The following is a 26,432-nucleotide window of genomic DNA, read 5'->3' as shown; positions in this document are numbered from 1 at the left end:
GCCTCCCCTTTTCTCACATCACAAACCTCGACACAATCAGTCCAACGACCATCCACGCCCCGAATAACGTATTCACTTTCGCTGTCATCGCCATAGCAGGCATCAATGCAGCTGGTTCTGCTTTTGGCCAAAACTGTTTAATCGCCTGAACCATGACCGGCACTGTAAATAGTGAAAGTAAGACCCACGGTGTGACTCCATAATACACTACGGCGACGATGATGCCGACTAATGCGGCGATAAAGAACATCGCAAGTACATACACCGCACGTCGATGACCGACTAAACAAGCAATCGTTTTTCGACCATTCTCTTTATCGTTATCTAAGTCACGAATATTATTCGCAAGTAAGATCGCACCGATTAATAATGCCATCGGAAACGATACGAGTAATAACTCCGTCGTCACCGTATTGATTTGGATGAAACCGGCGATTCCAATAATGACATAGCCCATGAATAGACCTGCGACGAGCTCCCCGAACGGTGTATAGGCGATCGGCAATGGGCCACCGGTATACAAGTAGCCGACGAGCATGGACAACGCACCAATCCATAGCAAATGCCAGCTCGTGGATGCGGCAATATATAACCCGAGTAACGCTGAGACAGCATACATGCTAAGGGCAATCGTCAATACCTGTTTCGGCGTAAATCCATCACGAACGATTGAGCCACCAATCCCGATCGATCCTTCATGGTCGAGCCCACGTTTATAATCATAATACTCGTTAAATAAGTTCGTTGCGATTTGAATGAGGACAGACGCCACTAACATCGCAAGAAAAAGTCCCCACTTCAGCTCGGTTTGATTGAGGACGATGAACGTCCCGAGCAAGACCGGAATAAAGCTTGCTGTCAGGGTGTGCGGGCGAATCATTCGCCAATATGCCCCTTTTGATTTCTGTTTCATTTACTTCCCTCCCTTCGTTAGTTTACGTCTCGAGGAAAAAATCTGTCAACGCCAGCCTACAATCTCATTTTCCGAATAATTTTCCGAGCATTTCATAGGCAGGTCGATTGCAAACTCATGATACACTAAAAAGTGAGAATTCTATCGGATTGAGGAGGCTTTTCTTTTATGCCAGATACTCAAACACATATAAAACAACGAATTGAACAAGCCCATAAACGAGCGCGAGCTTGGCAACGTCCAGTCCTCGCTTCATACACCTGGGAGATTACAGCGTTCGATGCTTTTGAAATCATTCAGAACACCGATACGTCCCACTACTATTTCATGACACCGGACCGCACGCTTGAGATGCTCGGTTGCGGAGATGCGCTTGTCTTAAGTGCTTCTGGACCAGAACGGTTTCAACGCTTGCAGTACGATTGGAGTTTACACCGACGAGACGTTGATGCCAAAATCTATGCATTCGCCGGATTTTCATTTGACACTTTCATGCGTCCACAAAAAAGTATGTGGGATGCCTTTGGGGAGGCATCTCTCGTCGTCCCAAAATTTTTATACCGTCGTTATAAAAACCGATATACGTTGACAGTCGCCACCCTCGTTTCTTCAAAGCAGTCGGTTGAACAGTACTTGATTCAGTTGGCGGATCAGTTGGCCCAGTTCAGTTCACTTCATCCGACAAAGGAAGCGACACCGGCCTATTCGAAAGTGAAGGATGGCATCGATCACTTCAAGTCGAGTTTCCAACAGGCGAAACAGTTGATTGAAGAAGAACGGGTCGAAAAAATCGTGATTGCGCGCGAAGAAATCTATCAGCGTTCCGATGATGCGTTCCCATTCAGTAAGAGCTTGAAGCATTTGGCAGACCATCAAGAATCAAGTTACATCTACTTATACCAACCAAAACGTGACATCGGTTTCTTTGGCGCGACACCCGAACGGCTAATACAAAAAGAAGGTATGCAACTGCATACTGCGGCCATCGCCGGCACAATCAAGCGTCCTGACACAGAAATTGAAAGCGACCTCGCGAAGGAACAGTTGCTGAACGATGCAAAAAATCGCGAAGAACATCAAATTGTCGTAAAAGATATAAAACAAGCATTGACACCGTACACCGCACCAATTCTAACGAACGAAACTCCACAAATTTTGGCGAATCGCTCGGTGTTCCACTTGCATACTCCAATCCAGGTGACACTTGAAACTAACGCCTCGTTGCTGTCGTTAGCGGAATCATTACACCCAACACCAGCACTTGGTGGCTCACCGAAGCGGACATCGGTCCAATTGCTTCGTGAAATTGAACGGTTCGACCGCGGATGGTATGGTTCTCCATTTGGTTGGATTGACAACGAAGGTGATGGCGAATTTGTCGTCGCGATTCGTTCAGCACTCGTTCAGCATCAATTCGTCGCACTCTATGCAGGATGCGGCATCGTCAAAGACTCTGCGCTCGAGCAAGAGCTCGAAGAAACTGAAATGAAAATGAGTCCAATCAAACAAGCTCTGCAGTTTGATTCGCACGATTAAGGAGGCACCCTACATGAATAAGATGTTGACCGATTGGGTAGCATCCATGGTGAATCGACTTGTAGAATCCGGCGTGACGGATGTCGTCATCAGTCCAGGCTCTCGTTCGACTCCACTCGCGATGGCGGCTTATCTACATCCACATATCCGTCATCATATTATCGTCGACGAGCGTTCTGCCGGATTTTTTGCGCTCGGATTGACACGTTCCACAGCAACCATTCGTCCCGTCGCATTGATCTGCACGAGTGGGACTGCTGCGACAAACTACTACTCGGCTGTGACGGAAGCGTTCATATCACAGTTGCCACTCGTCGTACTGACGACCGACCGACCACATGAATTGCGGAATGTCGGGGCACCACAAGCAATCAATCAAGTCCGGCTCTACGGGGAACAAGTGAAGACGAGCGTTGATTTGCCCGTTCCTGAAGAAACAACGTTATCGTTCATGCAACAAACGATTACCCGCTTCACGACTCTAGCGATGCAAGCACCGATGGGACCCGTTCATTTGAATGTACCGTTCCGGGAACCTCTGCTTCCAGACCTCGAGTCATTGAAACAGATATTGAAGGCTGATCCTGTCTTGCCAGAACGACAGCGTATTCGACCGACACAGGCAGACAAAGACATTTTCTCAGAACGGACGAGTCACAAACAACTTGCCTTCGTCGTCGGACCTTACACCCCGACATCTTGGCAAAAACCTATTGTTGAATTTGCTTCCGAGCGACAGATCCCGATCTTTGCCGATCCCCTCAGCGGCATGCGGCGTTTCGACGGCGTCTTGACCAACTACGACACTTGGCTTGCAAGTGAGCATCGAGCCGATTGGCTGCCTGAGGTGTTCGTCCGTTTCGGGGCTGCACCTGTTTCAAAGCGATTCAATCAATGGATGGGCATGGCGGACCAACTCGTCATCGATGAGCCAGGGTCTTATCGCGACCCAAGTAGCCGTGCCACCATCTGTTACGGAGACGCACTCGATTTTCTACCGCTCATCGCATCCGCAAACGAACCTCGGTATCTTGAGCGTTTACGCTTTTTTGAAGAGATTGCCGAGTCTGCAAAATCGTCACTTCAAGGTGAAGCGGCATTGACGAAACGATTGCTCGATACATCGATAGAGCGTCTATTCGTCAGTAACAGCATGCCGATTCGAGATGTGGATACAACACTTTCTGCCGGCACGAACAAACGCGTTCTCGCCAACCGAGGCGCAAACGGGATTGATGGTGTGTTATCCAGTGCACTCGGAAACAGCTATGATACGTCTCACGGCGCTCTATTGATTGGTGATTTAGCATTCTATCATGATAGCAATGCCTTGCAACTGTTAAAACATCATCCCGGAAAATTTTCCATTGTGATTGCAAACAATAACGGTGGAGGGATCTTCTCCTTCCTCCCGCAAGCTTCAGTCGACACGCAATTATTCGAAGATTTGTTCGGGACACCGCTCGATTTAAACATCCGTGGCTTCGCTGAGACATATGGCTTGTCCTATCGTCTGATTGAACGACCAGATGAAATTCAAGAAGCGATTGAAGATGGCGTTCATTTAATCGAATTCCCATCGAATCGCGAGGAGAATGTGATGGCTCATCGGGATTGGACCCAATCTGTCTGCGATCGTCTCACTACGGAGAACGAGTCATGAACATCGACTTGCGTGGCGTTCGTTACGAAGTGATTCATCGCGGTGAGGGAAGACCGGTATTATTTTTACACGGATTCACTGGAAACGCCCATTGGGTCGATTCGCTCCCTGCGTTACCGATTCGCCTCGTGTCACCGTCGCTCCTTCAACATGGTGCAACTGAATACCCTTCCGTCAATCGTTCGACGATGAGTCAACAAATTAAGGATTTGTCCCACTTACTGGATACGGATGACCGCCCTTGGACAGTCGTTGGCTATTCACTCGGTGGGAGAATCGCATTGACGCTCGCCGCATGTGACAAGCGTGTCGAACATGTCATCGGGATCAGTACGACTCCTGGTCTTTTATCCTCTAAAGAGCGGATCTCACGTCGACGCCAAGACGCAGAATTGGCTCACTTTATCGAAACCGAAGGACTCGTTGCTTTCGTCAAGCGATGGGAGAACCTTCCGCTTTGGAGACAAACAGAAGAGATGAAGCGTTCGCTCAGACAGGACCGACTCGCACAACATCCCGTTGCTCTTGCAGACAGTTTGCGGGCCATCGGAACGGGTCATATGCCCTCGTTATGGGGAAAGCTACACCATCTACCACGCACTGACTTGATTGTCGGAGCAGAAGATCTCAAGTTTAAAGCGATTGCACGAAACATCCAGGAAGAACGACCCGATTTTAAAATCTACGAAATTTCAAATGCAGGGCATGCTCCTCATATCGAGAATGCATCAGAGTTTGGTACAATAATAAAGAAATTGATTTTAGGGGGTATTTAAAATGGAATCAGTAGCGAACTGGACATCGGTCCGTACGTATGAAGACATTAAATATGAAACGTGGAACGGAATTGCCAAAATTACGATCAACCGTCCAGAGGTGCGCAACGCGTTCCGTCCGTTGACGGTCAATGAATTGATTGATGCATTCGCACGCGCTCGTGACGATAAAGAAGTCGGCGTCATCATCTTGACAGGTGAAGGCGAAAAGGCATTCTGTTCAGGTGGAGACCAAAAAGTTCGTGGACACGGCGGATACGTCGGAGAAGATGAAATCCCACGCTTGAACGTCCTCGACCTTCAACGCTTGATTCGCGTCATTCCAAAACCGGTCATCGCCATGGTCGCAGGTTTCGCAATTGGCGGAGGACATGTCCTTCACGTCGTCTGTGACTTGACGATTGCAGCGGACAACGCTCGCTTCGGACAAACAGGTCCTAAAGTCGGTTCGTTCGATGCAGGATATGGTTCTGGTTACTTAGCTCGCATCATCGGTCATAAGAAAGCTCGTGAAATCTGGTACCTTTGCCGTCAATACGATGCACAAGAAGCACTCGAGATGGGCCTCGTCAACACGGTCGTCCCACTCGAGCAACTCGAAACAGAAACAGTCAAATGGTGCCAAGAAATCTTACAACACTCACCGACTGCACTTCGCTTCTTGAAAGCAGCGATGAACGCAGATACAGACGGTCTTGCTGGACTTCAGCAACTCGCTGGAGACGCAACGCTTCTCTACTACACAACAGATGAAGCAAAAGAAGGACGCGACGCGTTCAAAGAAAAACGTGATCCTGACTTCGGTCAATTCCCACGTTTCCCTTAATTTTTTGAGAGAGTAGCGATGTCGCTACTCTTTTTTTGGAGGTGACTGATATGTATGAATGGATTCGTAAACACCCGGCGTCACACCTCGCACTCGTGACGTCTGAAAATCGACTGACGTGGGAATCGTTACGTACCGAGAGCCTTCAACTTGCCCAATTCATCCATGAACAGACATCTACTGCCGAACGGATTGGCATATTCGCTAAAAACAGCAAAGACTATGTCATCGCCATCCACGCGGTGCATCTGCTCGGTAAAGTATTGGTCCCGTTGAATACACGGCTAACCGAAGAGGAAGTACGTATTCAGTTACAAACAGCGAAAGTGGACCTCCTTCTCGTAGACGAAGAAATCGATTTGTCCGTCACACAACTTCTGATGACACGCCGGGCCACTTCATGTTTCACCGTGACACATGAGTGGAAAGGAGATGAAACCATGTCTCTTATGTTCACGTCCGGTACGACGGGGCGGGCTAAAGCGGTAAAGCAGACGTACGGGAATCATCTCGCTAGCGCACGGGCCGCTGAAGCACATCTGGACTATCGAGCAACAGACCATATGCTCGCGGTGACCCCACTCTTTCATATGAGTGGACTCTCTCAAGTGTATCGGAGTGCTATCATCGGTTCGACGCTCTATGTCGAGCCACGTTTTGATGTCGATCGAACACTTCATATCATCGAGACAGAAAGAATCACCCAACTGTCGCTCGTCTCGATTATGCTGCAACGACTGCTCGATGCCGGCTTAGAGAAATACCAGCTTCGCACATTACTCGTCGGAGGTGGACCAGTCCCGCGCTCATTACTAGAAGAAGCAGAACGACGGCAACTACCAATCGCCCAGACATATGGGATGACGGAGACGTGCTCTCAAGTCGCCACGTTGCTTCCGAGCGAAGCACTCTCGCATATCGGTTCGAGCGGTCAGGCAATCGCCCCAACTAGTATTCGAGTCAATGTGGACGGCGAGATTGAGGTAAAAGGTCCGACGGTGACGAGCGGATACTTCGAACAACCTGAATCAGACGTCTGGACATCAGACGGTTACTGGAAAACGGGCGACCTCGGCACGATGAAGGATGGCTATTTATATGTACACGATCGCCGAAGCGACCTTATTCTTTCAGGTGGTGAAAATGTATATCCGGCCGAAATCGAGGCCGTGATGTTACGATGTGCCGGCGTTCAAGATGTCGGAGTCACAAAAAAATCGCATCCGACCTGGGGAGAGGTCCCGCTCGCCTTCGTCGTCGGCTCCTATGACCCCGCAGAGATGAAGGCAGTTCTCGATTCCCAGTTAGCTAGATATAAACACCCGATTGCGATTTATCACGCACAGGAACTACCACGAAACGCGAACGGAAAACTAATGCGCCATCGCTTAAAGGAGTTACTGCCATGATTAAACGTGCTGACCTTTCCATTGTTCCCTTGACGTTTAAACACCCAATCGTGACGGCACACGCCGTCTTATCCGTCAGACGAACGCTTATCCTCCGCCTAGAGACCGTAGACGGTATCGTTGGATACGGTGAAGGTGTCGCTTTTGAGACACCTTGGTACACGGAAGAAACAACCCAATCCATGGTGGATACGTCTAAACTCATTCTCGATTTACTGAAAAGGGAGACGGTCACGACGGACGTGTTTCCGAACTTGGTCTCGTCCATCATCGGTCAGCGAATGGCAAAGGCGATGTGGGAAAGTGCACTCTGGGAGATTGAAGCGGCACGCGCGAACAAATCACTCAAGTCATACATGAACGCAGGAGATTCTGTTTCTTGCGGACGAACAATCGGGATTGGCTTACTGAACCAAACGATGAAATCCATTGAGACGGCATTGGCTGACGGATTCGAACGAATCAAATTAAAAGCATCTCCTAATGAACTACTTCCTGCTCTGCGCGAGATTCGTGCGGTCTTCCCCGACGCACCACTCATGATTGACTTGAACGGAAGCGCGTCCGATCAACCGATGGAATGGTTCGAACAACTCGATGCCCATCGGTTATTGATGATCGAACAGCCATACCCGAGCCGACAGTTCGCGAAATCAGCGGCTCTCCAAGCAAAACTCACGACCCCCATTTGTCTCGACGAGTCCATCACGTCTTATGATGACGTGGAAACGATGACACAGCTCGGTGCGGGAAAAATCGTCAACATTAAACCCGCACGTGTCGGCGGTCTAAGCGAGGCGCTCCACATCCGACAATATGGTGCGCCATACTGGGTCGGCGGAATGTATGAATCCGGTATTGGAAGATATCATACACTCTTGTTCGCTTCGCTAAGCGGCGCGAGCTTCCCCGCAGATATGTCGGGAACGAGTGCCTATTTTGAACAAGATTTGCTCGATACACCACTTGAAGTGGAAAATGGAAAGTTGATTCTCCCAGATTCGGTACAACCGAACTGGGCTGTGATTGAACAGATGCGAGAAGAAACAATTTCATTACAAGCTTGAACTCCCCCCTACGCTTCGCTTAGAAGTGGGAGTATTCTCGCCTAATTTTGATAAAAAAAGGTGTGGTTCGCATGAACCACACCTTTTACTTAACGGAACGATCCCGTTAACACTTCATACCCATCTTCTGTGACAACGACCGTATGCTCGAACTGCGAAACAAGACTCTTGTTCGGCGTAAAGAGCGTCCAGCCGTCCTCTTCCGACTGATAGACAACTTCGTCTTTCGTGGAGATGAACGTCTCTACCGCAATGACTTGCCCAGCTTTTAAGAGTTGATTCTCCTCACGACTGTAGTAGTTCGAAATGGTCTCCGGCTCCCCATGTAACGTCCGACCAAGACCGTGTCCAGCCAAGTTACGGATAACGGTGAACCCGTTCTTTCTCGCATCCGCATAAATCGCCTTACCGATTTGATTGACTTTCACGCCCGCCTTCACTTTACCAAGTCCAGCTTCTAGCGATGTCAATGATACCTCTACCAAACGTTCGTGCTGAGGTGATTTCGCAGTCCCGGCAATGACCGTACGACCTGTATCGGCATAATAGCCATCCTTCACAGCCGAAACGTCAACGTTAACGATATCGCCTTCTTGAATGACCTCTTCCCCAGGAATCCCATGGGCGGCGACGTCATTGAGTGAGATACACGTGTACCCTGGGAACTCATACATCGTAATCGGCGCAGAAGCTGCACCTTCTTCTTCTAAAATCCGTTGCCCAATTGCATCTAATTCTTTTGTCGTCATACCCGGTTTGACTGCTTTTGCCATCTCGTCTCGCGCAAGTGCAACGATTCGACCGATTTCGCGTAATGCATCATAATCATAATCTAACATCTGTTGTTCTTCCTTTCAGTCTAATAATCGATTCTGGTATAAGTAGTCTTCTGACAAGTCAGCGAATAAGAACATGCCATCTGGTAGTGGATAACTGAATGTGCGCGTCACTTCATTCGAACTAAAATCACGATAGTCATCAGATAAATAACCACGTCCTCGAACATCCATCGCAGCCATCGTCTGAATAAAATACGGTCGGAAACTCCAGTTATACCCCCGAAACGTATTGTCAACGCGCCATTCTTCATTTACATAGTAGACGTTCGCACTCGTCTGAAAGCCTGTCTTATCCGTCAAATAATAACGAACAAACACTTCTTCGAGCTTTGGCGCGATGTATTGAATCCATTCATCTTTCTTATCTCGAGACCATTTACCGGATTGAACCAGTTCGCCAATCTGACGGTGCAATTCAAATTCAAGTTCGTATAATCGGTTCAATCGTTTCTGGTCATGTAAAAAGAATGAAGGCACTTCTTGTGCCAACACACCCATTCCTTTAATTTCTAGTTGAGGTCGCTCATCCTCCAACCCAAGCAGACCACCCATATAATAGCGGCCACCATGTTGCCAAGCGTAACGAAGTTGTCCGACATGATTGATCGACTTATACAGGAGTGGCGCACCGAGCTTCGAAGCGATATATTCCATCGTCTGAAGCATGTTCGGATACATGACCGATAATGTCTTTTTCTCAACCATCGTCCCTAGATCGACAAGTAACAATTCAGGTGCAAGGGTCATAATATCCTCAATACTGGTCGATTCTGCAAAATCTAAAGCAATCTTCAATCCATAAGACCGATAATATTGAATGACGCGCGACAGACGGGGAACATCAACTAAATCTGTTCCTTGAAGCGTCACATAAATGCGATGTAATGGAAAGTTCAATGCACGAAGCGGAGCTAAGAATGTTTCTCCCCCTTCTTCGAGTATCCATTCAGATCGGCATCTGAACGTGACAAACTGCTTGGCGTCACGAAGTTGTTCCGCTGCTAATTGCTCCATTCGTTGAGAGATGTCCAACTGATATTCGAGCGGAACGTCATCATCATAAAAAAACGGTGTTAACGATTCGCCACGAAAGCGACCATGTACCATATATCCTTCCACTTGAAACGTCGCCGCCCCAAGAATTGGTTCATAAGTTACCATTACTTCTTCAGGGTGGACCATCACTTCTACCGCATCCACAACTCATCACCTCTTCGTTAAATGCGAAAACGAGCTACATTCAGCTCGTTCGCGTGTGTACATACATATAGGCACCGAAACAAGCAATAAAATAGACGATACTCATCACGCCATATGCAATGCCCATCTTTCCGCCTACTCCAATGGCTAACACTAGAAAAATCATCGCTCCAAATAACAATGTCGCCACGGGGATATAACGAAAATTAGGACGGTCCGTCTTCGACACGATTGGTTTTAGTGCAAATATACAACCAAGCAGCACAAGGAGACCGAAACTTAATTCCACCATCCGTTGACACCTCATCCTTCCATCTCTACTCAACTAGTGTAGCATGACCCTATAAAAAAAGCCGCAAATCCACTTAAGGAAATGCGGCATTTCATGATGATTAGTCACGTGGACGGCGTGGACCACGGTCATCCGAGCGACGACGATCGTCACCACCACGGTATGATCCTTTACGGTCTCCGCTACGTCCGCCACGACGGTCGCCACCACGGCCACCGCCACCGCCACCACGACGGTCGTTACGACCACGGTATCCACCACGATCGCCACCACGGCCACCTTGGCGCTTCACACGAACTGGTTCAGCGTACGAGATTTCAACTGGTGTTGAATCTGGCTCTTTTGTCAGTCCACGAAGGGCAGCAGCGAGAAGCTCAACTGCTTCGTACTCTTCAAGGAGTTCTGTTGCAAGTTGCGTGTAAGCTTTGAAATCACCCGCTTGCACGCGTTCGATCAACTCTTCAGCTGCTTGCTTTTGATTTCCTTCAAGTACTTCCGCGATCGTCGGTACGTGACGACGGTTCATCTTCTTGTTCGTTACGCGTTCAATCGCCTTCACTTGTCCAAATTCACGTGGTGTGATGAACGTGAGGGCTGTACCTGTTTTACCAGCGCGACCAGTACGACCGATACGGTGTACGTAGCTCTCTGGATCTTGTGGCACATCGAAGTTGTAAACGTGCGTTACGCCTGAGATGTCGAGTCCACGTGCTGCGACATCTGTCGCTACCAAGATATCGATTGTTCCATTTTTGAAACGACGAATGACTTGGTCACGTTTTGATTGCGTCAAGTCTCCGTGAAGACCGTCTGCTGTATATCCGCGTTTAATGAGTGCTTCTGTCACTTCATCAACACGTTTCTTCGTACGAGCGAAGATGATGCTAAGTTCTGGCGAGTCGATATCAATCAAACGGCAAAGCGTATCGAATTTTTGACCTTCGCGCAATTCGAGGAACTGTTGGTTGATGTTCTCAACTGTCATCTCTTTTGCTTTTACTTTGATGATTGTCGGCGACTTCATGAAACGCTCAGCAATCTTCTTGATTTGCGGTGGCATCGTTGCTGAGAAGAGAAGCGTTTGGCGCTCTTCAGGAAGACCTGCCAAAATCGTTTCGATGTCTTCAACGAAGCCCATGTTAAGCATTTCGTCTGCTTCATCCAAGATAACTGTTTGAATGTTATCAAGTTTGATTGTTTTACGTTTCATGTGGTCCATGAGACGTCCTGGTGTTGCAACGACGATTTGTGGATTCTTTTTCAAACCACGGATTTGACGGTCGATTTGCTGACCACCATACACAGGAAGAGCGTAAACGCGCTTCGCTTCTCCGATTTTGTTTAATTCTTCTGCAACTTGAATCGCAAGTTCACGTGTCGGTGCAAGAACGAGTGCTTGGACTTGACGTGCCTTTGAATCGATTCGCTCAATAGTCGGAATCCCGAAAGCTGCTGTTTTCCCTGTACCTGTTTGTGCTTGTCCTAATACGTCCACTCCTGTGAGTGCGACAGGAATTGTCTCAGCTTGGATCGGTGTTGCTTCTTCGAAGCCCATTTTGTGTACACCTTTTACTAATGCTTCACTTAATTGTAAGTCTTGAAATTTTGTCAAATTATATTCTCCTTTGTTCATACAAAAAAACGTCTGAGTTCAGTTCGACAGATCTACAGACGTTTTCTCAATGTTTCCTCATAGTCAACTTTATTAACTATAACGTATTTCTTCCTAAAATGAAAGAAATACATTTTAAAACTTTTACGTCACCCGAACATCAGTTATCTTATTTCAATTTATAGCCGTTGTCGAGTTTTTCAACTCGCTTCTCTTTTAACAATTTTCCGAGCGCCCGTTTAAATGCGGCTTTACTCATGCCGAACTCGCGGTCGATCACGTCTGGTGAGGTCTTATCGCCATATGGCATTTGTCCACCACGTTCCTCGATATAAGAAAGGACACTCGCTGCATCACCGTCAATTGCCTCATAGGCACGCGGCTTCATTGAAACGAGGACCGTTCCGTCTTGTTTGACCTGTGTCACGCGGACCGTTAACTGTTCACCGAGTCGTGGCCAACGTGTCATCTCTGCTTCATGCAAGAAACCGAGTGATTCGCCTTCAACCCATACGTTAACGCCGACTTCTCGTTTATTGACGACGACCGCTTGAACGTCTTGGTTGCTCCATTCTTCTTTAGAAGGTCTCGCCAACAAGTTTAAATACGCGTAAGGTGCAGGGTCCCCAAGTAAACGTCCTTTTTGGTCATACTTCAAACGAACACATAATTGATCCCCTGCTTGTGGCCAATAGGAACGGTTCTCCGGTAAGTCATCCATCGAAACGAGAACATCTTTTTGAATTCCAATATTGACGAAGACACCCGTGTTATATCGAACGCCCGTCACCTCAAACCATTCGTACTCATCAAATGAGACCGTCGGAATGGTCATCGTCGATGCGAGACGCCCTTCCGAGTCATGATATAAAAAGACACGAACCGTTTGACCAACCGTCACTTCTTCCGTCTGTTCTTTCCGATGAAGGAGTACCTCTTCGCGTCCGTTACTAATGAATACTCCAAAATCAGCAGAACGTTCCGCGACCAAGTCTACTACTTCTCCTGCGCGCAATGCCATTACACCCACATCCTTTTCTAAGCTATTACTGTCAGTATACCTATCTACACACGTTCCTAATCATATCATGTTCTCTTACAGCATTCAGCCTATTTGTGTCTAAAATGTGAATAAGGAATTGAAAGATAAAATTACGTTGAAATTAGCAGCATGATCCTAATTTATTAAAATTTTGTGACAATTTTGTGAACGAACCTTTTTCTTCTAGTATCCTTATTTTGAAAACGTTATTATATAGGAAGTGTCCAGTTTGAAAATGGTTTCATTTAGTATCGATCGGGGGACAATAAATGTTTGATATACAGTCTCGTTCATTTGCAAAACGATTTACGAAAGGTTTGCTTGTCGCTTTTTTCGCATTATTAGCATCACTCAGTTTTATTTTTTCAAACGGTGTCGATACGAATGTATCGTCATCCACAACTTACATGACGCAAGAGTGAACGCCATTCAGCCACCTGAAGGCGTTTTTTCTTTACATGATATAGACAGGAGTTTCTTTCAAAAGGTCGAATACGAATTAGAAGACCTTGCCTTTTTCTTTCATATCATTTAAGAAAAGGAGATTCCGCTATGATTTTTTATTTTCTTACTTCGATTTTGTCTGTTGTAGGACTTGCTTTCTTATTCCAGACTGAATTGTACAAAGATCCGATCGGAACATTTCTGTTCGCTATCTTAATTGCGATGGCCCTCTCTTCCTTTAAACAACTCGTCATGCAGGCAAATGAGTTCTTCGCGGAAAGACGAAATCAAAAGCGAATCAAACGCGTCGTGGCCAGAATGCATTCAACGACACGAAAACGCTCTACATAACGCTCGTCTTCACTCGCCACATTTGGTATCCTATGGAGGAACAGACAACGTACAATGGATTTATAATCGCAGGAGGCACAAAAACGTATGAATGAAATTCCGTTATCGAATGAATGGCTACTTCGTTATTCACCCGTCATGGAACTTTGGTTAAAGGAAGACGGGATCTTACTTGTCGATGATGACAATCGAATCCGTCTCACTCTTGAAATCGGCAACGACCAAGCCATGCAAATCAAAAGCATTGAGCAAGACGGCGCTTATTTCGTCGTCGATCCTGTGAATAAACGCATTACATTCGAACTCGAGGAAGAGGAAGAAGAGAGCGATTCTCGCTTTTGGGAATAAGGATTCATACCTAAGGGTCGGATTCTCGTCAAGAGAAGAAGACTCTTTCTTGTTGTCATCATGAGAGGAGAAAATAGAATGATTCGAACAGTAGTATGGTTTTTCTCATTTTTTGCAGTGTTACCAATCACCCTTCCATTTTTACAGAGAGCAAAGAAAATCGAACCTCCACAACGTTATCGTTATGTACAAGACATCGCCTATAAGTGGGCTCAGTTCTTGCTAAAAGTTGCGGGTGCCGATATTCGGGTCCATGGACAGGAACTGATTCCAGATGAGCCCGTCGTATATGTATCAAATCACCAAGGAAACTTCGACGTGCCGATCATGTTGACGGCCACGAAACGACCGAAAGCATTCATTTCAAAAATTGAAGTACAAAAATTCCCGATTATTCCGCGTTGGATGGAATTGATGGGCTGCATCTTCATCGACCGAAGTGATCGTCGTCAATCGATTAAGGCGATACGTTCCGGTGTCGAGACGATTCAGTCTGGTCAATCGATGATTGTCTTCCCGGAAGGAACACGTTCAAAAGGCGGTTCGATGAAAGAGTTCAAAGCCGGGAGTTTGACGCTCGCAACATCAAGCGGTGCCAAGGTTGTTCCTGTCGCGATTCAAGGCAGCTACAAACTGCTAGAAGCAAAGAACCGAATTACTCCGGCAACAGTCGACGTTACGTTTCTACCAGCAATCGACCCAGCCGATCTGCCAAACAAAGAAATCGCAGCGACGATTGAAGCAGCCATTCGTCAACAGATTGAAGGAGAGAACGCATGAGTTTATTAATGATTGAAGGCATCCATAAAGAGTTTGCCGATAAAGTACTATTTGATGATGTGACGATGACCATCCACCCTGGAGATCGTATTGGTATCATCGGTGTGAACGGCTCTGGAAAGTCGACGTTTATGAAAATCATCGCCGGTACTGAGACAGCTGATCGGGGAACAATGCAACATCCGAACGATTATCGAATTCGCTATTTGACTCAAACTGTCCAATTCGGCGAAGGTCAAACGATTCTCGACGCCCTGTTCACAAGCGATACCCCGTCTGTGAGAGCGCTGAAACAATTCGAACGTGCCCGTCAAGCACTCGAAGTGGATCCAACGAGCGAGCAGTTACTCGAACGTTTCATGAAAGCTCAACAAGCCGTCGATGCTGCAGATGCTTGGGAAACGGAAGCAAAACTAAAATCAATTTTGAACCGCCTTGGCCTACCTGACGTATCGGTCGATGTAAATGCGCTCTCCGGCGGGCAACAAAAACGAGTCGCTCTCGCCGCAGCATTACTGGATGAGGCCGATTTATTACTTTTAGACGAACCGACGAATGAACTCGATGCCGATACGATTGCGTGGCTCGAGACGATGCTTACCGACTATCGAGGCGCAATCCTTCTCATCACCCACGACCGTTACTTCTTGAATCGTGTCACAAACCATATTTTAGAGATTGCGGACGGAACGAGTTACTTCTATAACGGAAACTATGAACTGTTTCTTGAGAAGCGTGCTGAGCGAAAAGCACGCGCCCAGTCGATGGAACAAAAACGACAAAATATTTTACGCCGTGAGCTCGCTTGGTTACGTCGAGGTGCAAAAGCACGAACGACGAAACAAAAAGCCCGCATTCAACGCGTTGAAGACTTGAAACATCAAGAGAGCTTAGCGGAAGAGGAAGTGCTCGATGTCTCTGTTGGGTCACGACGCCTCGGTAAAAAAGTCATCGAAGTCGAAGACATGTCTTTCGGATACGACGAATCGTTATTGATTCAACAGTTCAATTGGATTTTTGGTCGCCGTGAACGGTACGGGATTGTCGGACCGAATGGGAGTGGGAAGTCAACGCTCATGAACTTGCTCGCCAAGCGCCTAGAACCGACAAACGGTACGATCTTGCATGGAGAAACGGTTCATCTAGGTTACTACGGTCAACAAGTTGAGTTTGAAGATGAGTCAAGACGTGTCATCGATGAAATCGAGCGAATTGCGAAAGTGATTTATACCCCGGATGGCGAGACCATCACGGCCGGTCAAATGCTCGAGCGTTTCCTTTTCACCCCGGACGCACAATATAAACCGATTGCGAAGTTATCCGGTGGCGAGAAACGCCGTCTCGTCCTGTTACGAATTTTGATGGACGAACCGAACGTCTTGTTCCTTGATGAGCCGACGAACGATTTGGATACGGAAACGTTGTCCGTGTTAGAAGACTATTTAGAATCGTTCCCAGGCACTGTCATCGCCGTCAGCCACGACCGTTATTTCTTAGACCGTGTCGCCGCCCAGTTAATTGCATTTGAAGATGGATCCATCCAAGTGTATCACGCAGAATATAGCGATTATCTGGCCACACGCCAAGAAGAGGTTCGTCAAGTAAAGAAAGAGAAAGAACCGAAAGAGAAGAAAGATCGTCCGAAATCAGAAGTCGTGAAATTCACCTTCAAAGAACAGAAGGAATGGGACACAATCGAGGAAGACATCGCTGCGCTTGAGGAACAGATTGAAGTACAGGAAACGACACTCGCGACAGCGGGTAGCGACCTCGGTAAAGTCAATGAATTGTATGCAATGATTGCAGAACTGAAAGAAGCACTCGATACGAAGATGGAACGCTGGGCGTACCTATCTGAAATCGACGAACAAATACAAGCACAAAAAAAGGGCTGATCTGTTCGTGAGATAGCCTGTTCTATCAAATAAGAAAAGGAGTTGGATTCCCGGCATGTGCTCTGGGAATCCAACTCCTTTTTATCACTTCACTTTAAGGAAAAGCACATCGTCTGTAAGGCGATGTGCTCAAACCGGCTGATGAGTCAGTGATTTGTCACAGCCATAGACATAGACGTCATGGGCCTGCCCCCGCTGGCGCATGTAGCTATGTAGTCGGTCATCCTTTACTGACCAAATTATGTTGGAATGCATAGACGACCGCTTGTGTCCGATCGTAGACGTCAAGCTTCGTCAAAATATTTGAGACGTGTGTCTTCACCGTTTTCAGTGAAATGAACAATTCATCTGCGATCACTTGATTCGATTTACCTTCCGCCATCAGTTGCAAGATTTCTCGTTCACGGGCAGTTAGACTCTCATGGAGTGTCATTTCCGGATGGCGCAGACGTTCGAGCATCTTTCCCGTCACTTGGGCGGCCATGACGGGATTTCCGGCAGCGGTTTGACGAATCGCATCCGCGATTTCGTTCGCGTTCGCCGTCTTGAGGACATAGCTCATCGCACCGGCCTCGATCACCGGATATACTTTCTCATCATCTAAGAAACTCGTCACGACTAAAATTTTCGCTTCTTTCCAACTTGCTTTAATTCGTTTCGTCGATTCGACCCCGTCAACTGGCTCCATAACCAGATCCATGAGGACGACGTCCGGTTTTTCTGCAATGGCAAGCTCCGCTCCCGTTGCTCCGTCCGACGCTTCGCCGACGACTTCGATGTCCGGTTGTGTCGATAAAAAAGCAGACACGCCCGCTCGGACCATTTCGTGATCATCAATTAATACGACTCGAATCATCATTACCCCTCCACTTGTTGTTTCACACGTACTTCGATTTGTGTCCCGACATTCGGCACACTGACCAACCGCAACGTTCCACCGACTTCTGCCGTGCGCTCTCTTATCGATTGTAATCCATATGAGGCGACTTGTGTATCGTCCACATTAAATCCGATTCCATCATCGTTGATCTTTAAAATGACCGTCTGTTGCACTTTACGCATCTCGATTTCCAAACGTTTCGCTTTGGCGTGCCGTAACGTGTTACTGATGGCCTCCTGTACGATGCGGAATAGTTCATTTTCGGTATGACGGGACAGCTTCACTTCTTCTAATCGCCAGACGAGCTCGGTCGACTGTTTGCGCGACAATTCTTCTAACAAACGTTCGATTCCCGTCTTGAGTGTCATGCCTTCTAGTTCGACCGGTCGCAGCTGCAGGAGTAACGAGCGCATCTCCGCCTGTGCCGTTTGAGCCATGAGCTCGACTTGTTCCATTTGCTTACTCGCTAATTCCGGTTTCGTCTGCATCGTCTGTTTGACCGCCGTCGTCATCATCGAGATGGCGTAGAGCTGTTGACTCACCGAGTCATGAAGTTCTCGTGCGACGCGCCGTCTTTCTTCGACGACGGCCTCACTTCGCGCCTCTTCTACACTGATTGGGCGCTCTCCGACACGCTTCGCCATCTCGATCATCTCTTGCCGCTGTTTTGACACGCGGACGATTCGTTCGAGTGTATCCCGATAAGGAGACATCGGACGGAATGTGATGTCTTTTTGATTTTCCAGTTTCCACAAGGCATTGGCGACTTCTCGAAAGTCTCGACGCAAATAAAAGTAAGAGCCTACGCCGAAGATACTCCCAATCAACACGGCAATGACAAGGATGGACACACCGAAAGGCAACCCTTCTTCCCGCGAAAATAAATCGCTCAGTGAAGTCGAGTCACCTATGAGAAACGCTACTGTGATTAAGAAAGCCGTCAAGAGGCTACTAAATAACTGATGCCAAACGACCGTTCGTGGATAAGAATCTTTTTTCATACCGTCATCACCTCGACACTTCCGCTCATGAGCACGATATGAATCCGAACTTTCCGTGTGGCTTGAACATAATCATCGGACGCTGTATAGAAGCGGCGATTGAACACTGGCGAATAGTTCGAGTCATCCACCTGAACTTTACCGAAACCGATCGACGCATCAATCGAATAGTCATAACCCGCTGGAATGAGAATTCGGATGTCTCCTGCAAGACCATTCAGGAGTAAGAACGTCTCCCCTTCCGGAATAATGGCTTGTGATAGGTCCATCTCGACATCCCGTAGTAAAAAGAACTCGTTCGTATCACGTAACACATAGTGTCCTGATTCTTTCATACCGAACGAGAAAGCTTGCTCCTGGCGAAGGGGTGTCCGAATTTTCGCTTCGACTGGTCGATTTTTATAGAGTCGGTACCCGAATAACAATAACAGTCCAGAGAGCACGAATCCGAATGCGGCAGATGAGAAAATCAAGCCGATCAAGAGGATGCCGCCAATCGCATAAAAGATATAGCTCGCTGACTGCTTGCCCCTACGACTGAACCGTCGTCCGATATAGAGGAGAAGTAGCGGGAGAATCATGCTGAATAAGACGCTATTCCCACCCGTCACGATATCGATAAACAGTCCGACTGAAAATAAAATAATCATGAATCCGATGATTTGACGTGTGTTCCAACGCTCCATGTCCCTTCCCCCTTTCTGTTTATATGTATGAAGCAAAGAAAGCGATGACCTTATTTAGGTCATCGCCGAACCGTCACCTCACTCCTGTGTAAAGCGACGCTCCAGTTCTTTTAGTTTTGCTTCAAAATCATCTTCGTCTGCTTGCGTGTCTTGTTTCTCTTCAGCAGGCTCTTCTTTCTTTTCTTCCTCAGTGAAAGGATGAGACTGTGACGTGTTCTGACCAAAAATTTGGTCGAGTGTCCCTTTTAACAGATCTAGATTTTCACGCATCGCGAACTCATATCGTTTGTTCTGCATCTCATCGAGCTTGAGTTTCATCTCGAGCGCACGACGTTCAAGTGCATCCAATTCACGCTCTCCTTCATCAATCAAGCCTTCAAAATAACGGTACTGTTCTCCGTAATGTTTCGACTCGAGCGCTGCACGCTCTGCCAACTTCTCTTCATTAGCTTGTTTCGCCAGCTCTGTCTGTTCATATCGCTTATCCGCCATTTTCTTGGCATCGTCACGTTTTTCAGCAAGTTCTGAGAGTAGTGTACGTTGACGTTCAACAAGTCGCTCAACAGACAACACTTCCTTCTCCGCTCCACGGATATGACGGTTCAATTCCGCTTCTCCGCTTGAACGTGGCATCTCTTTATCTTGATACTTCTTCACTTCTTTTGAAATCTCTTTCGTCAACTCATTCGCTAATTCACGAAACTGATCAAACGGTGTCTTCATGGTGAATCCTCCTTATGAAATCTTAACGACGATTAACAAATTTCTGCCACACTTGATCGAACTGTTGGAAGCTGCTACGGCCAGCACGAGTTCCATCCGCATCTAAAATCTCGACATCCGGATCTCGTTTTTGTCCCGTATACATCATATACCCTTTAAATAACAACCATGCCACAATCACTCCTACGAGTGCCCAAATGTTCGAGAGCATCGTCCCAATCCCGACGACAACAAGGATTCCGAAACCAACTTTAGCACCGATGTGTGTCACAGCCTGAAAACGGACTCCAGCCCAAAGCGTCAAGAGAGCTCCTAATCCGAACAAAATCATATTCGGTAAAGCACCGATTAACACGAGCACTAGAGCGATCCCGGCCACGATGAACAGCACCTTTTTCACTTGGTGATTCATCTGTCATCCCTCCTTATTAAGTACACTCTTATCATAATACGTTATTTTGTATAGGTCGACGAGCGGAAGGCTTGTTTCGCCTCGGTCTTTAGACTGAGATGTTACCGTTTTCAAATATTATGGTAAACTTATGCTATCGAACAATGAAAGGATGATGTTTTATGAGCAACATGATGCATGCACGCCACCTAATGTCAGCGAATCGGAGGGCTGTCGTCCTCCATCATTAAAAGGAGGATTCTATTTTGTTTCAACAAACTGAAACGGGACGTGTCACGGCACAGTTCCAACATCTTTATACGGTTTCCATCGGAGAGAAAGGTTATATGTGCGGAGTTTCCGGAAAATTTCGACATGTAGCGACGAGCGAACGGGATTACCCGGTCATTGGCGATTATGTCACGATTCAAGTTCGCGAGCATGGTCAAGGTACGATTCACCATCTCCTTGAGCGTCGGACCGTTCTATCACGAGCGGCTGCCGGCAACGAGACACGTGAACAACTGATCTGCGCGAACGTCGACTACGTCTTGATTACGATGGCGTGTGGACACGACTTCAATATCCGCCGACTAGAGCGCTATACGTTAGCCGCTTGGGACACAGGCGCCATTCCAATCATCGTCCTGACGAAGACCGACCAAGTCGACTCCGTCGACACATTGCTTGAAGACATTCAAGTGAACGCACCCGGGATTCAAGTATTCCCCGTCAGTGCCGTGACGGGAGAAGGTGTGGCTGAACTTCGTCACGCGTTACCGAGCGAGAGCACGATTGCATTCGTCGGTTCGTCCGGAGTCGGAAAGTCCACACTGACGAACGCCCTCGCCCACGAGGCACTCGCCGTCACACAAACCGTTCGGGCACAAGACGAGCGTGGGAAGCATACGACGACACACCGCGAACTCTTCCGAATCGATGATTTATACGTCATCGATACACCGGGATGCGAGAATTCGGACTATGGGAAGGAAGCGAGCATCTCGAGGACACGTTCCGTGATATCGAAGCGCTTGCCGAGACGTGTCGTTTCCGCGACTGTTCACATCAGAAAGAACCGGGCTGCGCCGTCCAAGAGGCGCTTACGAACGGTACGATAGATGCGAAACGCTACGCGAGTTACCTCAAACTCGAACGAGAACTTCTCTATATGGAGAAGAAACAGGCAGAACATGCACGAGTGTTAGAAAAGAAAAAGCGTCGGTCATAAAGATTAAGAACTGTGAGCTTCTCACAGTTCTTTTTTATACGATTTGACAAGCTATTTCACCAGGCGTAAAATTGCCTTATACTTAAAAATTTTCCTTAGGTAAACAAATTAACCATCAGGCAAAAGAAAGAAGGATATGTCATGTTGAACGAAGTCGAATCGCCTCGAACACATCACTCGATATCTCAAAAAATGAAAACACTCCTCCCATTTCTAGGTCCGGCTTTTGTCGCTTCGATTGCTTATATTGACCCCGGAAACTATGCGACCAATATTGCCGCAGGTTCTCAGTTTGGTTACTTGCTTCTATGGGTGATTTTAATTGCAAACATCATGGCCGGTTTGATTCAAACGTTATCTGCCAAAATCGGAATCGCGACCGGAAAAAATTTACCTGAGATTTGTCGAGATCGCTTCTCTCGGAAAACTGCCATCTTTTTATGGATTCAAGCCGAGTTGATGATTATGGCAACTGATTTGGCCGAGTTTGTCGGTGCCGCCCTCGGAATCTACCTGGTGTTTGACGTAACACTGATTCAAGCCGCACTCCTCGCAGCGGTCGGTTCCTTTGCGATTTTAGAAGTGCAACGACGTGGCTACCGACCTCTCGAAACGGTTATAACAGGTATGCTACTCGTTGTCGCTCTCGCATTCGCCATTCAAACGTTCAGTGCTCAACCTGAAATGAAGCCTCTTTTATCCGGTCTCTTAATTCCTCGTTTCGATGGCACTGAGAGTATTTTACTGGCTGCCGGAATATTAGGTGCAACCGTGATGCCGCACGCCATTTACTTACACTCTGCGTTGACGCAACGACGGATCATCGGAAAAGATACGGTGGCACGAAAGCGAATTATGAAATTCGAACGAATCGATGTGATGATTGCAATGATTTTTGCTGGTGCGATCAATGCGAGCATGTTAATTATCGCTGCTGCTGTCTTTTATAAGAACGGTATAATCGTAAATGACTTGGAGATTGCCCACCAGCAGTTCGATTCCTTTTTAGGTTCACCGATTGCTATGCTGTTCGGGATTGGATTAATGGTCGCTGGACTATCAAGCGCATCTGTCGGTACGTTGGCTGGAGATGTCGTTATGCAAGGTTATATTCAAAAGCATATCCCGATTTACGTGCGTCGTCTAATTACGATGACCCCACCGCTCTTACTCATTTTGTCTGGCGTCAATTTGTCAAACGCTCTCGTTTGGAGTCAAGTCGTTCTTTCGTTCGGCATCGCGTTTGCCCTCGTCCCCTTACTTCTCTTTACGAGCAACAAGCAATTGATGGGCGGACTGGTGAATCACCGCTTCACAACATGGATCGGTTGGGGAATTACAGCGATTGTCATCGCATTAAATCTCTTTTTGATTCTCCAAACTTTTGTCTAATCTCTAAATCAATAAAACAAGCGCAGGCCGATGTGGCCTGCGCTTATTTTATACAGTTCCCTGCAAAATCCCTTCCGCCCACTCGACTTCATCTGATGTCGGAGGTTTCGTTCCTTTAAGCGGATAATCTAATCCAAGCGCCTCCCATTTGTAGACGCCCATTTCATGATACGGCAAGATTTCGACTTTCTCGACATGGTCTAGCTTCTGAATGAACGCGGCGGTGCGACGAAGCGCACCTTCTTCAAGCGTCCACCCAGGAACGAGGACGTGGCGAATCCACATTTTTGTTCCGCGCTCGGAAAGATGTTCGGCAAGCGCGAGCGTGTTGGCATTGCTACGACCCGTTAGCTTTTTACACATATCGTCATCGATATGCTTGATATCGAGCAAGACAAGATCGGTATGATCTAAAATCGCATCCAAATTAGGAGGACGGAGCGCACCGGACGTATCGAGCGTCGTATGGAGCCCGTGCTTTTTCGCTTCACGTAGTAGCGCCTCTAAAAATTCGGGTTGCGCGAGTGGATCGCCACCAGAGATGGTGATGCCACCATTCGATGCTTCCATGAACGGACGGTAGCTGAGCGCCTCTTGAATGACGTCTTCAGCCGAGCGGTGATTATTCTTTTTGAAATCCCACGTGTCCGCATTATGGCAATACAGGCAACGTAACGCACAACCTTGTAAAAAGACGATGAAGCGAATACCAGGGCCGTCAACTGTTCCGAATGATTCGACCGAGTGTACATATCCCATTGTCATCGAAATGACCTCCTAACGAATGAGCGACCTTCCTAACGAAGGCCGCTAAGCCTTTATTTACAACGAACCGTGGAACGTACGGTTGATTACATCAATCTGTTGCTCACGCGTCAATTTGATGAAGTTGACTGCATATCCAGATACGCGGATTGTGAGCTGTGGATACTCTTCTGGATGTTCCATCGCATCAAGGAGTGTTTCACGGTTGAAGACGTTGACGTTCAAATGATGTCCCTTATGCTCTCCACTCATATAACCGTCGAGAAGTGCCGCCAAGTTGAGTTCACGTGCGATTTCTTCTTTTCCGAGTGCTTTCGGTACGATTGAGAACGTGTACGAGATTCCATCCTGTGCGTGCTCAAACGGAAGTTTCGCGACTGATGAAAGTGATGCAGCCGCACCTTTAGTATCTCGTCCATGCATTGGGTTTGCTCCTGGAGCAAACGGTTCACCAGCACGACGACCGTCTGGCGTGTTCCCAGTTTTCTTACCGTAGACGACGTTTGATGTGATCGTGAGTACCGATTGTGTGTGAAGCGCGTCACGGTACGTTTTATGTTTCCGTACTTTTTCCATGAATGACTCGACGAGTTCGACAGCGATCGCATCGACACGGTCATCATTGTTTCCGAATTTCGGGAAGTCTCCTTCTGTTTCGAAGTCGATGATGATTCCTTCTTCGTTACGGACCGGTTTAACGTTCGCGTATTTGATTGCCGAGAGACTGTCGGCCGTTACCGAGAGACCAGCGATTCCACAAGCCATCGTCCGTAAGATTTCTGGATCGTGAAGCGCCATTTCGATTCGTTCATATGCATATTTGTCATGCATGAAGTGAATGACGTTGAGTGTGTTGACGTATAGTTCTGCCAACCAGTCGAGTGTACGGTCGAAATCGGCATATACTTTTTCGTACGTGAGTACATCTTCTGTGTTCATTTCCCAAACCGGGGCAATTTGAGCGCCGTTCTTCTCATCGCGTCCGCCGTTCATGCTATAAAGAAGGGCTTTTGCCATGTTGGCACGCGCACCGAAGAACTGCATTTGTTTCCCGATCTTCATCGGTGATACACAACATGCGATGCCGTAGTCGTCGCCGAATTGTGGCATCATCAAATCATCGTTTTCGTATTGAATGGCCGACGTTTCAATCGACATTTTCGCACAGTATTGTTTAAACCCTTCTGGAAGTTTCGTTGACCAAAGGACAGTCAAGTTCGGTTCCGGAGCTGGTCCAAGGTTTGTGAGTGAATGCAAGAATCGGAACGAGCTCTTCGTGACGTTCGAGCGACCATCTTCACTCATCCCACCGATTGATTCTGTTACCCATGTTGGGTCACCTGAGAATAATTCGTTATAGTCCGGTGTCCGTAAGAATTTGACGATCCGAAGCTTCATGATGAAGTGGTCGACGATTTCTTGGACATCTGATTCAGTCAAACGACCAGACTCGATATCACGCTCTGCGTACACATCAAGGAACGTGGAGACGCGACCGAGTGACATCGCCGCACCATTTTGTTCTTTGATGGCTGCGAGATAGGCCAAGTACACCCATTGATACGCTTCTTGCGTGTTTTCCGCAGGACGACCAAGGTCAAATCCATAAGCCGATCCGAGTTGCTTGAGCTCTTGGAGGGCACGAAGTTGTTCATTCAGCTCTTCCCGCTCGCGGATGTCCGATTCAGATAAGAATCCGCCGCGTTTTGCCAAATCTTTTTTACGTTCTGCCATCAAGAAGTCAATCCCATAGAGAGCGACGCGACGATAGTCCCCGATGATGCGTCCACGACCGTAAGCATCCGGAAGACCTGTGATGATCCCCGACTTACGAGCGGCCCGCATCTCAGGCGTATAGGCATCGAAGACACCTTGGTTATGTGTTTTACGGATTTCTGAGTAAATTTTTGTGATTTCTTCATCTGGTTCGAAACCATATGATTCAAGTGCGGCATCAACCATACGAATACCGCCATTCGGGTGAATCGAACGTTTGAACGGTTCATCCGTTTGAACGCCGACGACTTTTTCTAACTCTTTGTTTAAGTAGCCTGGTCCATGCGACACAATCGTCGATGGTGTGTGTTGATCGACGTCCCAGACGCCTCCACGTTCACGTTCTTCTTTTGTAAGTTCCATCACACGATTCCACAGAACGTTCGTCGCTTCTGTCGGACCTACTAAGAACGTATCGTTCCCTGTGTATTCATGACGGTTCAAACGGATAAACTCACTGACGTTTACTTCATTCGTCCATTGACCAGGTACAAAACCTGACCATGCGGATTTGATTTCGGTTGCCATGTTGATTCACTCCTCATTCTCGAAAGTAACTGCCTGCTATCTATACTTGAAGTGTACGTGAAAACG

The 26,432-nt window shown here is 47.4% G+C and carries 26 protein-coding genes; 13 read left to right on the top strand and 13 right to left on the bottom strand.

The window, feature by feature from the left end; translation table 11 throughout:
* Window positions 1-13: 13 nt before the first annotated feature.
* The gene (locus KNO98_RS12555) at window positions 14-913 is read right to left on the bottom strand and encodes a 1,4-dihydroxy-2-naphthoate polyprenyltransferase (RefSeq protein ID WP_214701148.1); all 900 of its coding nucleotides are present in this window, start codon (window positions 911-913) and stop codon (window positions 14-16) included.
* A gap of 168 nt (window positions 914-1,081) precedes the next feature.
* Between KNO98_RS12555 and KNO98_RS12550 the strand changes: the two genes are divergently transcribed.
* From KNO98_RS12550 to menC, 6 genes are read left to right on the top strand one after another with little or no spacing between them, the layout of a single operon-like run.
* Window positions 1,082-2,449, top strand: coding sequence for an isochorismate synthase (locus tag KNO98_RS12550; RefSeq protein WP_214701146.1), 1,368 nt, complete (start codon window positions 1,082-1,084; stop codon window positions 2,447-2,449).
* A gap of 13 nt (window positions 2,450-2,462) precedes the next feature.
* Window positions 2,463-4,112 (top strand): 2-succinyl-5-enolpyruvyl-6-hydroxy-3-cyclohexene-1-carboxylic-acid synthase, encoded by a 1,650-nt coding sequence (menD, locus tag KNO98_RS12545; protein WP_214701144.1) that lies wholly within the window; start codon window positions 2,463-2,465, stop codon window positions 4,110-4,112.
* Complete coding sequence (locus KNO98_RS12540; protein ID WP_214701142.1) at window positions 4,109-4,888, top strand: alpha/beta fold hydrolase; 780 nt, start codon at window positions 4,109-4,111, stop codon at window positions 4,886-4,888. The genes menD and KNO98_RS12540 overlap by 4 nt, the downstream gene beginning before the upstream one ends.
* Before the next feature lies 1 nt (window position 4,889).
* Window positions 4,890-5,714: a 1,4-dihydroxy-2-naphthoyl-CoA synthase gene (gene menB, locus KNO98_RS12535; RefSeq protein WP_214701140.1), complete on the top strand. Its 825-nt coding sequence runs from the start codon at window positions 4,890-4,892 to the stop codon at window positions 5,712-5,714.
* A 50-nt stretch (window positions 5,715-5,764) separates the two neighbouring features.
* Window positions 5,765-7,123, top strand: a complete 1,359-nt coding sequence (gene menE / locus KNO98_RS12530; protein ID WP_214701138.1) for an o-succinylbenzoate--CoA ligase — start codon at window positions 5,765-5,767, stop codon at window positions 7,121-7,123.
* Window positions 7,120-8,190, top strand: coding sequence for an o-succinylbenzoate synthase (gene menC, locus KNO98_RS12525; protein ID WP_214701137.1), 1,071 nt, complete (start codon window positions 7,120-7,122; stop codon window positions 8,188-8,190). Before menE ends, menC begins: the two co-directional genes overlap by 4 nt.
* Window positions 8,191-8,279: 89 nt before the next feature.
* On the opposite strand, the gene map is transcribed toward menC, so the two are convergent.
* The 5 genes from map to KNO98_RS12500 form a co-directional block, all read right to left on the bottom strand.
* On the bottom strand, window positions 8,280-9,029 hold the full coding sequence (gene map, locus KNO98_RS12520) for a type I methionyl aminopeptidase (protein ID WP_026826753.1): 750 nt from the start codon (window positions 9,027-9,029) through the stop codon (window positions 8,280-8,282).
* A gap of 15 nt (window positions 9,030-9,044) precedes the next feature.
* Complete coding sequence (locus tag KNO98_RS12515) at window positions 9,045-10,229, bottom strand: EAL-associated domain-containing protein (RefSeq protein WP_214701135.1); 1,185 nt, start codon at window positions 10,227-10,229, stop codon at window positions 9,045-9,047.
* Between the two features lie 40 nt (window positions 10,230-10,269).
* Entirely contained in the window at window positions 10,270-10,521 is a 252-nt protein-coding gene (locus KNO98_RS12510) for a hypothetical protein (RefSeq protein WP_026826755.1), read from the bottom strand.
* A gap of 100 nt (window positions 10,522-10,621) precedes the next feature.
* A complete protein-coding gene (cshA, locus tag KNO98_RS12505) occupies window positions 10,622-12,133 on the bottom strand; it encodes a degradosome RNA helicase CshA (RefSeq protein ID WP_251125183.1) in 1,512 nt (503 codons plus the stop codon).
* Window positions 12,134-12,302: 169 nt separating this feature from the next.
* Window positions 12,303-13,154, bottom strand: coding sequence for a CvfB family protein (locus tag KNO98_RS12500; protein WP_026826757.1), 852 nt, complete (start codon window positions 13,152-13,154; stop codon window positions 12,303-12,305).
* A 290-nt stretch (window positions 13,155-13,444) separates the two neighbouring features.
* Between KNO98_RS12500 and KNO98_RS12495 the strand changes: the two genes are divergently transcribed.
* The 5 genes from KNO98_RS12495 to KNO98_RS12475 all read left to right on the top strand — a co-directional run bounded on the left by KNO98_RS12495 (window position 13,445) and on the right by KNO98_RS12475 (window position 16,993).
* A complete protein-coding gene (locus KNO98_RS12495) occupies window positions 13,445-13,597 on the top strand; it encodes a hypothetical protein (protein ID WP_167330583.1) in 153 nt (50 codons plus the stop codon).
* A 130-nt stretch (window positions 13,598-13,727) separates the two neighbouring features.
* Window positions 13,728-13,970: a hypothetical protein gene (locus tag KNO98_RS12490; RefSeq protein ID WP_214701132.1), complete on the top strand. Its 243-nt coding sequence runs from the start codon at window positions 13,728-13,730 to the stop codon at window positions 13,968-13,970.
* Window positions 13,971-14,057: 87 nt separating this feature from the next.
* Complete coding sequence (locus KNO98_RS12485; protein WP_026826759.1) at window positions 14,058-14,318, top strand: hypothetical protein; 261 nt, start codon at window positions 14,058-14,060, stop codon at window positions 14,316-14,318.
* Window positions 14,319-14,396: 78 nt separating this feature from the next.
* Window positions 14,397-15,098 (top strand): lysophospholipid acyltransferase family protein, encoded by a 702-nt coding sequence (locus KNO98_RS12480; RefSeq protein ID WP_214701130.1) that lies wholly within the window; start codon window positions 14,397-14,399, stop codon window positions 15,096-15,098.
* Window positions 15,095-16,993 carry an ABC-F family ATP-binding cassette domain-containing protein gene (locus tag KNO98_RS12475; RefSeq protein ID WP_214701128.1) on the top strand — a complete coding sequence of 633 codons (1,899 nt, stop codon included), beginning with the start codon at window positions 15,095-15,097 and terminating at the stop codon, window positions 16,991-16,993. Before KNO98_RS12480 ends, KNO98_RS12475 begins: the two co-directional genes overlap by 4 nt.
* A gap of 220 nt (window positions 16,994-17,213) precedes the next feature.
* Here the strand turns inward: KNO98_RS12475 and KNO98_RS12470 are convergent, their stop codons facing one another.
* From KNO98_RS12470 to KNO98_RS12450, 5 genes are all read right to left on the bottom strand, one after another.
* Window positions 17,214-17,849 (bottom strand): response regulator, encoded by a 636-nt coding sequence (locus tag KNO98_RS12470; RefSeq protein WP_015880838.1) that lies wholly within the window; start codon window positions 17,847-17,849, stop codon window positions 17,214-17,216.
* 2 nt (window positions 17,850-17,851) lie between these two features.
* Window positions 17,852-18,874: a sensor histidine kinase gene (locus KNO98_RS12465; RefSeq protein ID WP_026826762.1), complete on the bottom strand. Its 1,023-nt coding sequence runs from the start codon at window positions 18,872-18,874 to the stop codon at window positions 17,852-17,854.
* Complete coding sequence (gene liaF / locus KNO98_RS12460; protein WP_214701126.1) at window positions 18,871-19,560, bottom strand: cell wall-active antibiotics response protein LiaF; 690 nt, start codon at window positions 19,558-19,560, stop codon at window positions 18,871-18,873. Before liaF ends, KNO98_RS12465 begins: the two co-directional genes overlap by 4 nt.
* A 78-nt stretch (window positions 19,561-19,638) precedes the next feature.
* Window positions 19,639-20,283, bottom strand: a complete 645-nt coding sequence (locus tag KNO98_RS12455) for a PspA/IM30 family protein (RefSeq protein ID WP_214701125.1) — start codon at window positions 20,281-20,283, stop codon at window positions 19,639-19,641.
* 22 nt (window positions 20,284-20,305) lie between these two features.
* Complete coding sequence (locus tag KNO98_RS12450) at window positions 20,306-20,695, bottom strand: lmo0954 family membrane protein (protein ID WP_214701123.1); 390 nt, start codon at window positions 20,693-20,695, stop codon at window positions 20,306-20,308.
* A 245-nt stretch (window positions 20,696-20,940) separates the two neighbouring features.
* Between KNO98_RS12450 and rsgA the strand changes: the two genes are divergently transcribed.
* Window positions 20,941-21,795, top strand: a complete 855-nt coding sequence (gene rsgA, locus KNO98_RS12445; protein WP_251130023.1) for a ribosome small subunit-dependent GTPase A — start codon at window positions 20,941-20,943, stop codon at window positions 21,793-21,795.
* A gap of 224 nt (window positions 21,796-22,019) precedes the next feature.
* Window positions 22,020-23,297: an Nramp family divalent metal transporter gene (locus KNO98_RS12440; protein ID WP_268745959.1), complete on the top strand. Its 1,278-nt coding sequence runs from the start codon at window positions 22,020-22,022 to the stop codon at window positions 23,295-23,297.
* Window positions 23,298-23,345: 48 nt separating this feature from the next.
* Here the strand turns inward: KNO98_RS12440 and pflA are convergent, their stop codons facing one another.
* A complete protein-coding gene (gene pflA, locus KNO98_RS12435; RefSeq protein WP_026826768.1) occupies window positions 23,346-24,062 on the bottom strand; it encodes a pyruvate formate-lyase-activating protein in 717 nt (238 codons plus the stop codon).
* 57 nt (window positions 24,063-24,119) lie between these two features.
* Window positions 24,120-26,354 carry a formate C-acetyltransferase gene (gene pflB, locus KNO98_RS12430; protein WP_371742809.1) on the bottom strand — a complete coding sequence of 745 codons (2,235 nt, stop codon included), beginning with the start codon at window positions 26,352-26,354 and terminating at the stop codon, window positions 24,120-24,122.
* Window positions 26,355-26,432 lie beyond the last annotated feature (78 nt).

It is taken from the genome of Exiguobacterium sp. s57 (genome assembly GCF_018617685.1).
Classification (GTDB): domain Bacteria; phylum Bacillota; class Bacilli; order Exiguobacteriales; family Exiguobacteriaceae; genus Exiguobacterium; species Exiguobacterium marinum.
This window is presented reverse-complemented; position numbering and strand designations above follow the sequence as displayed.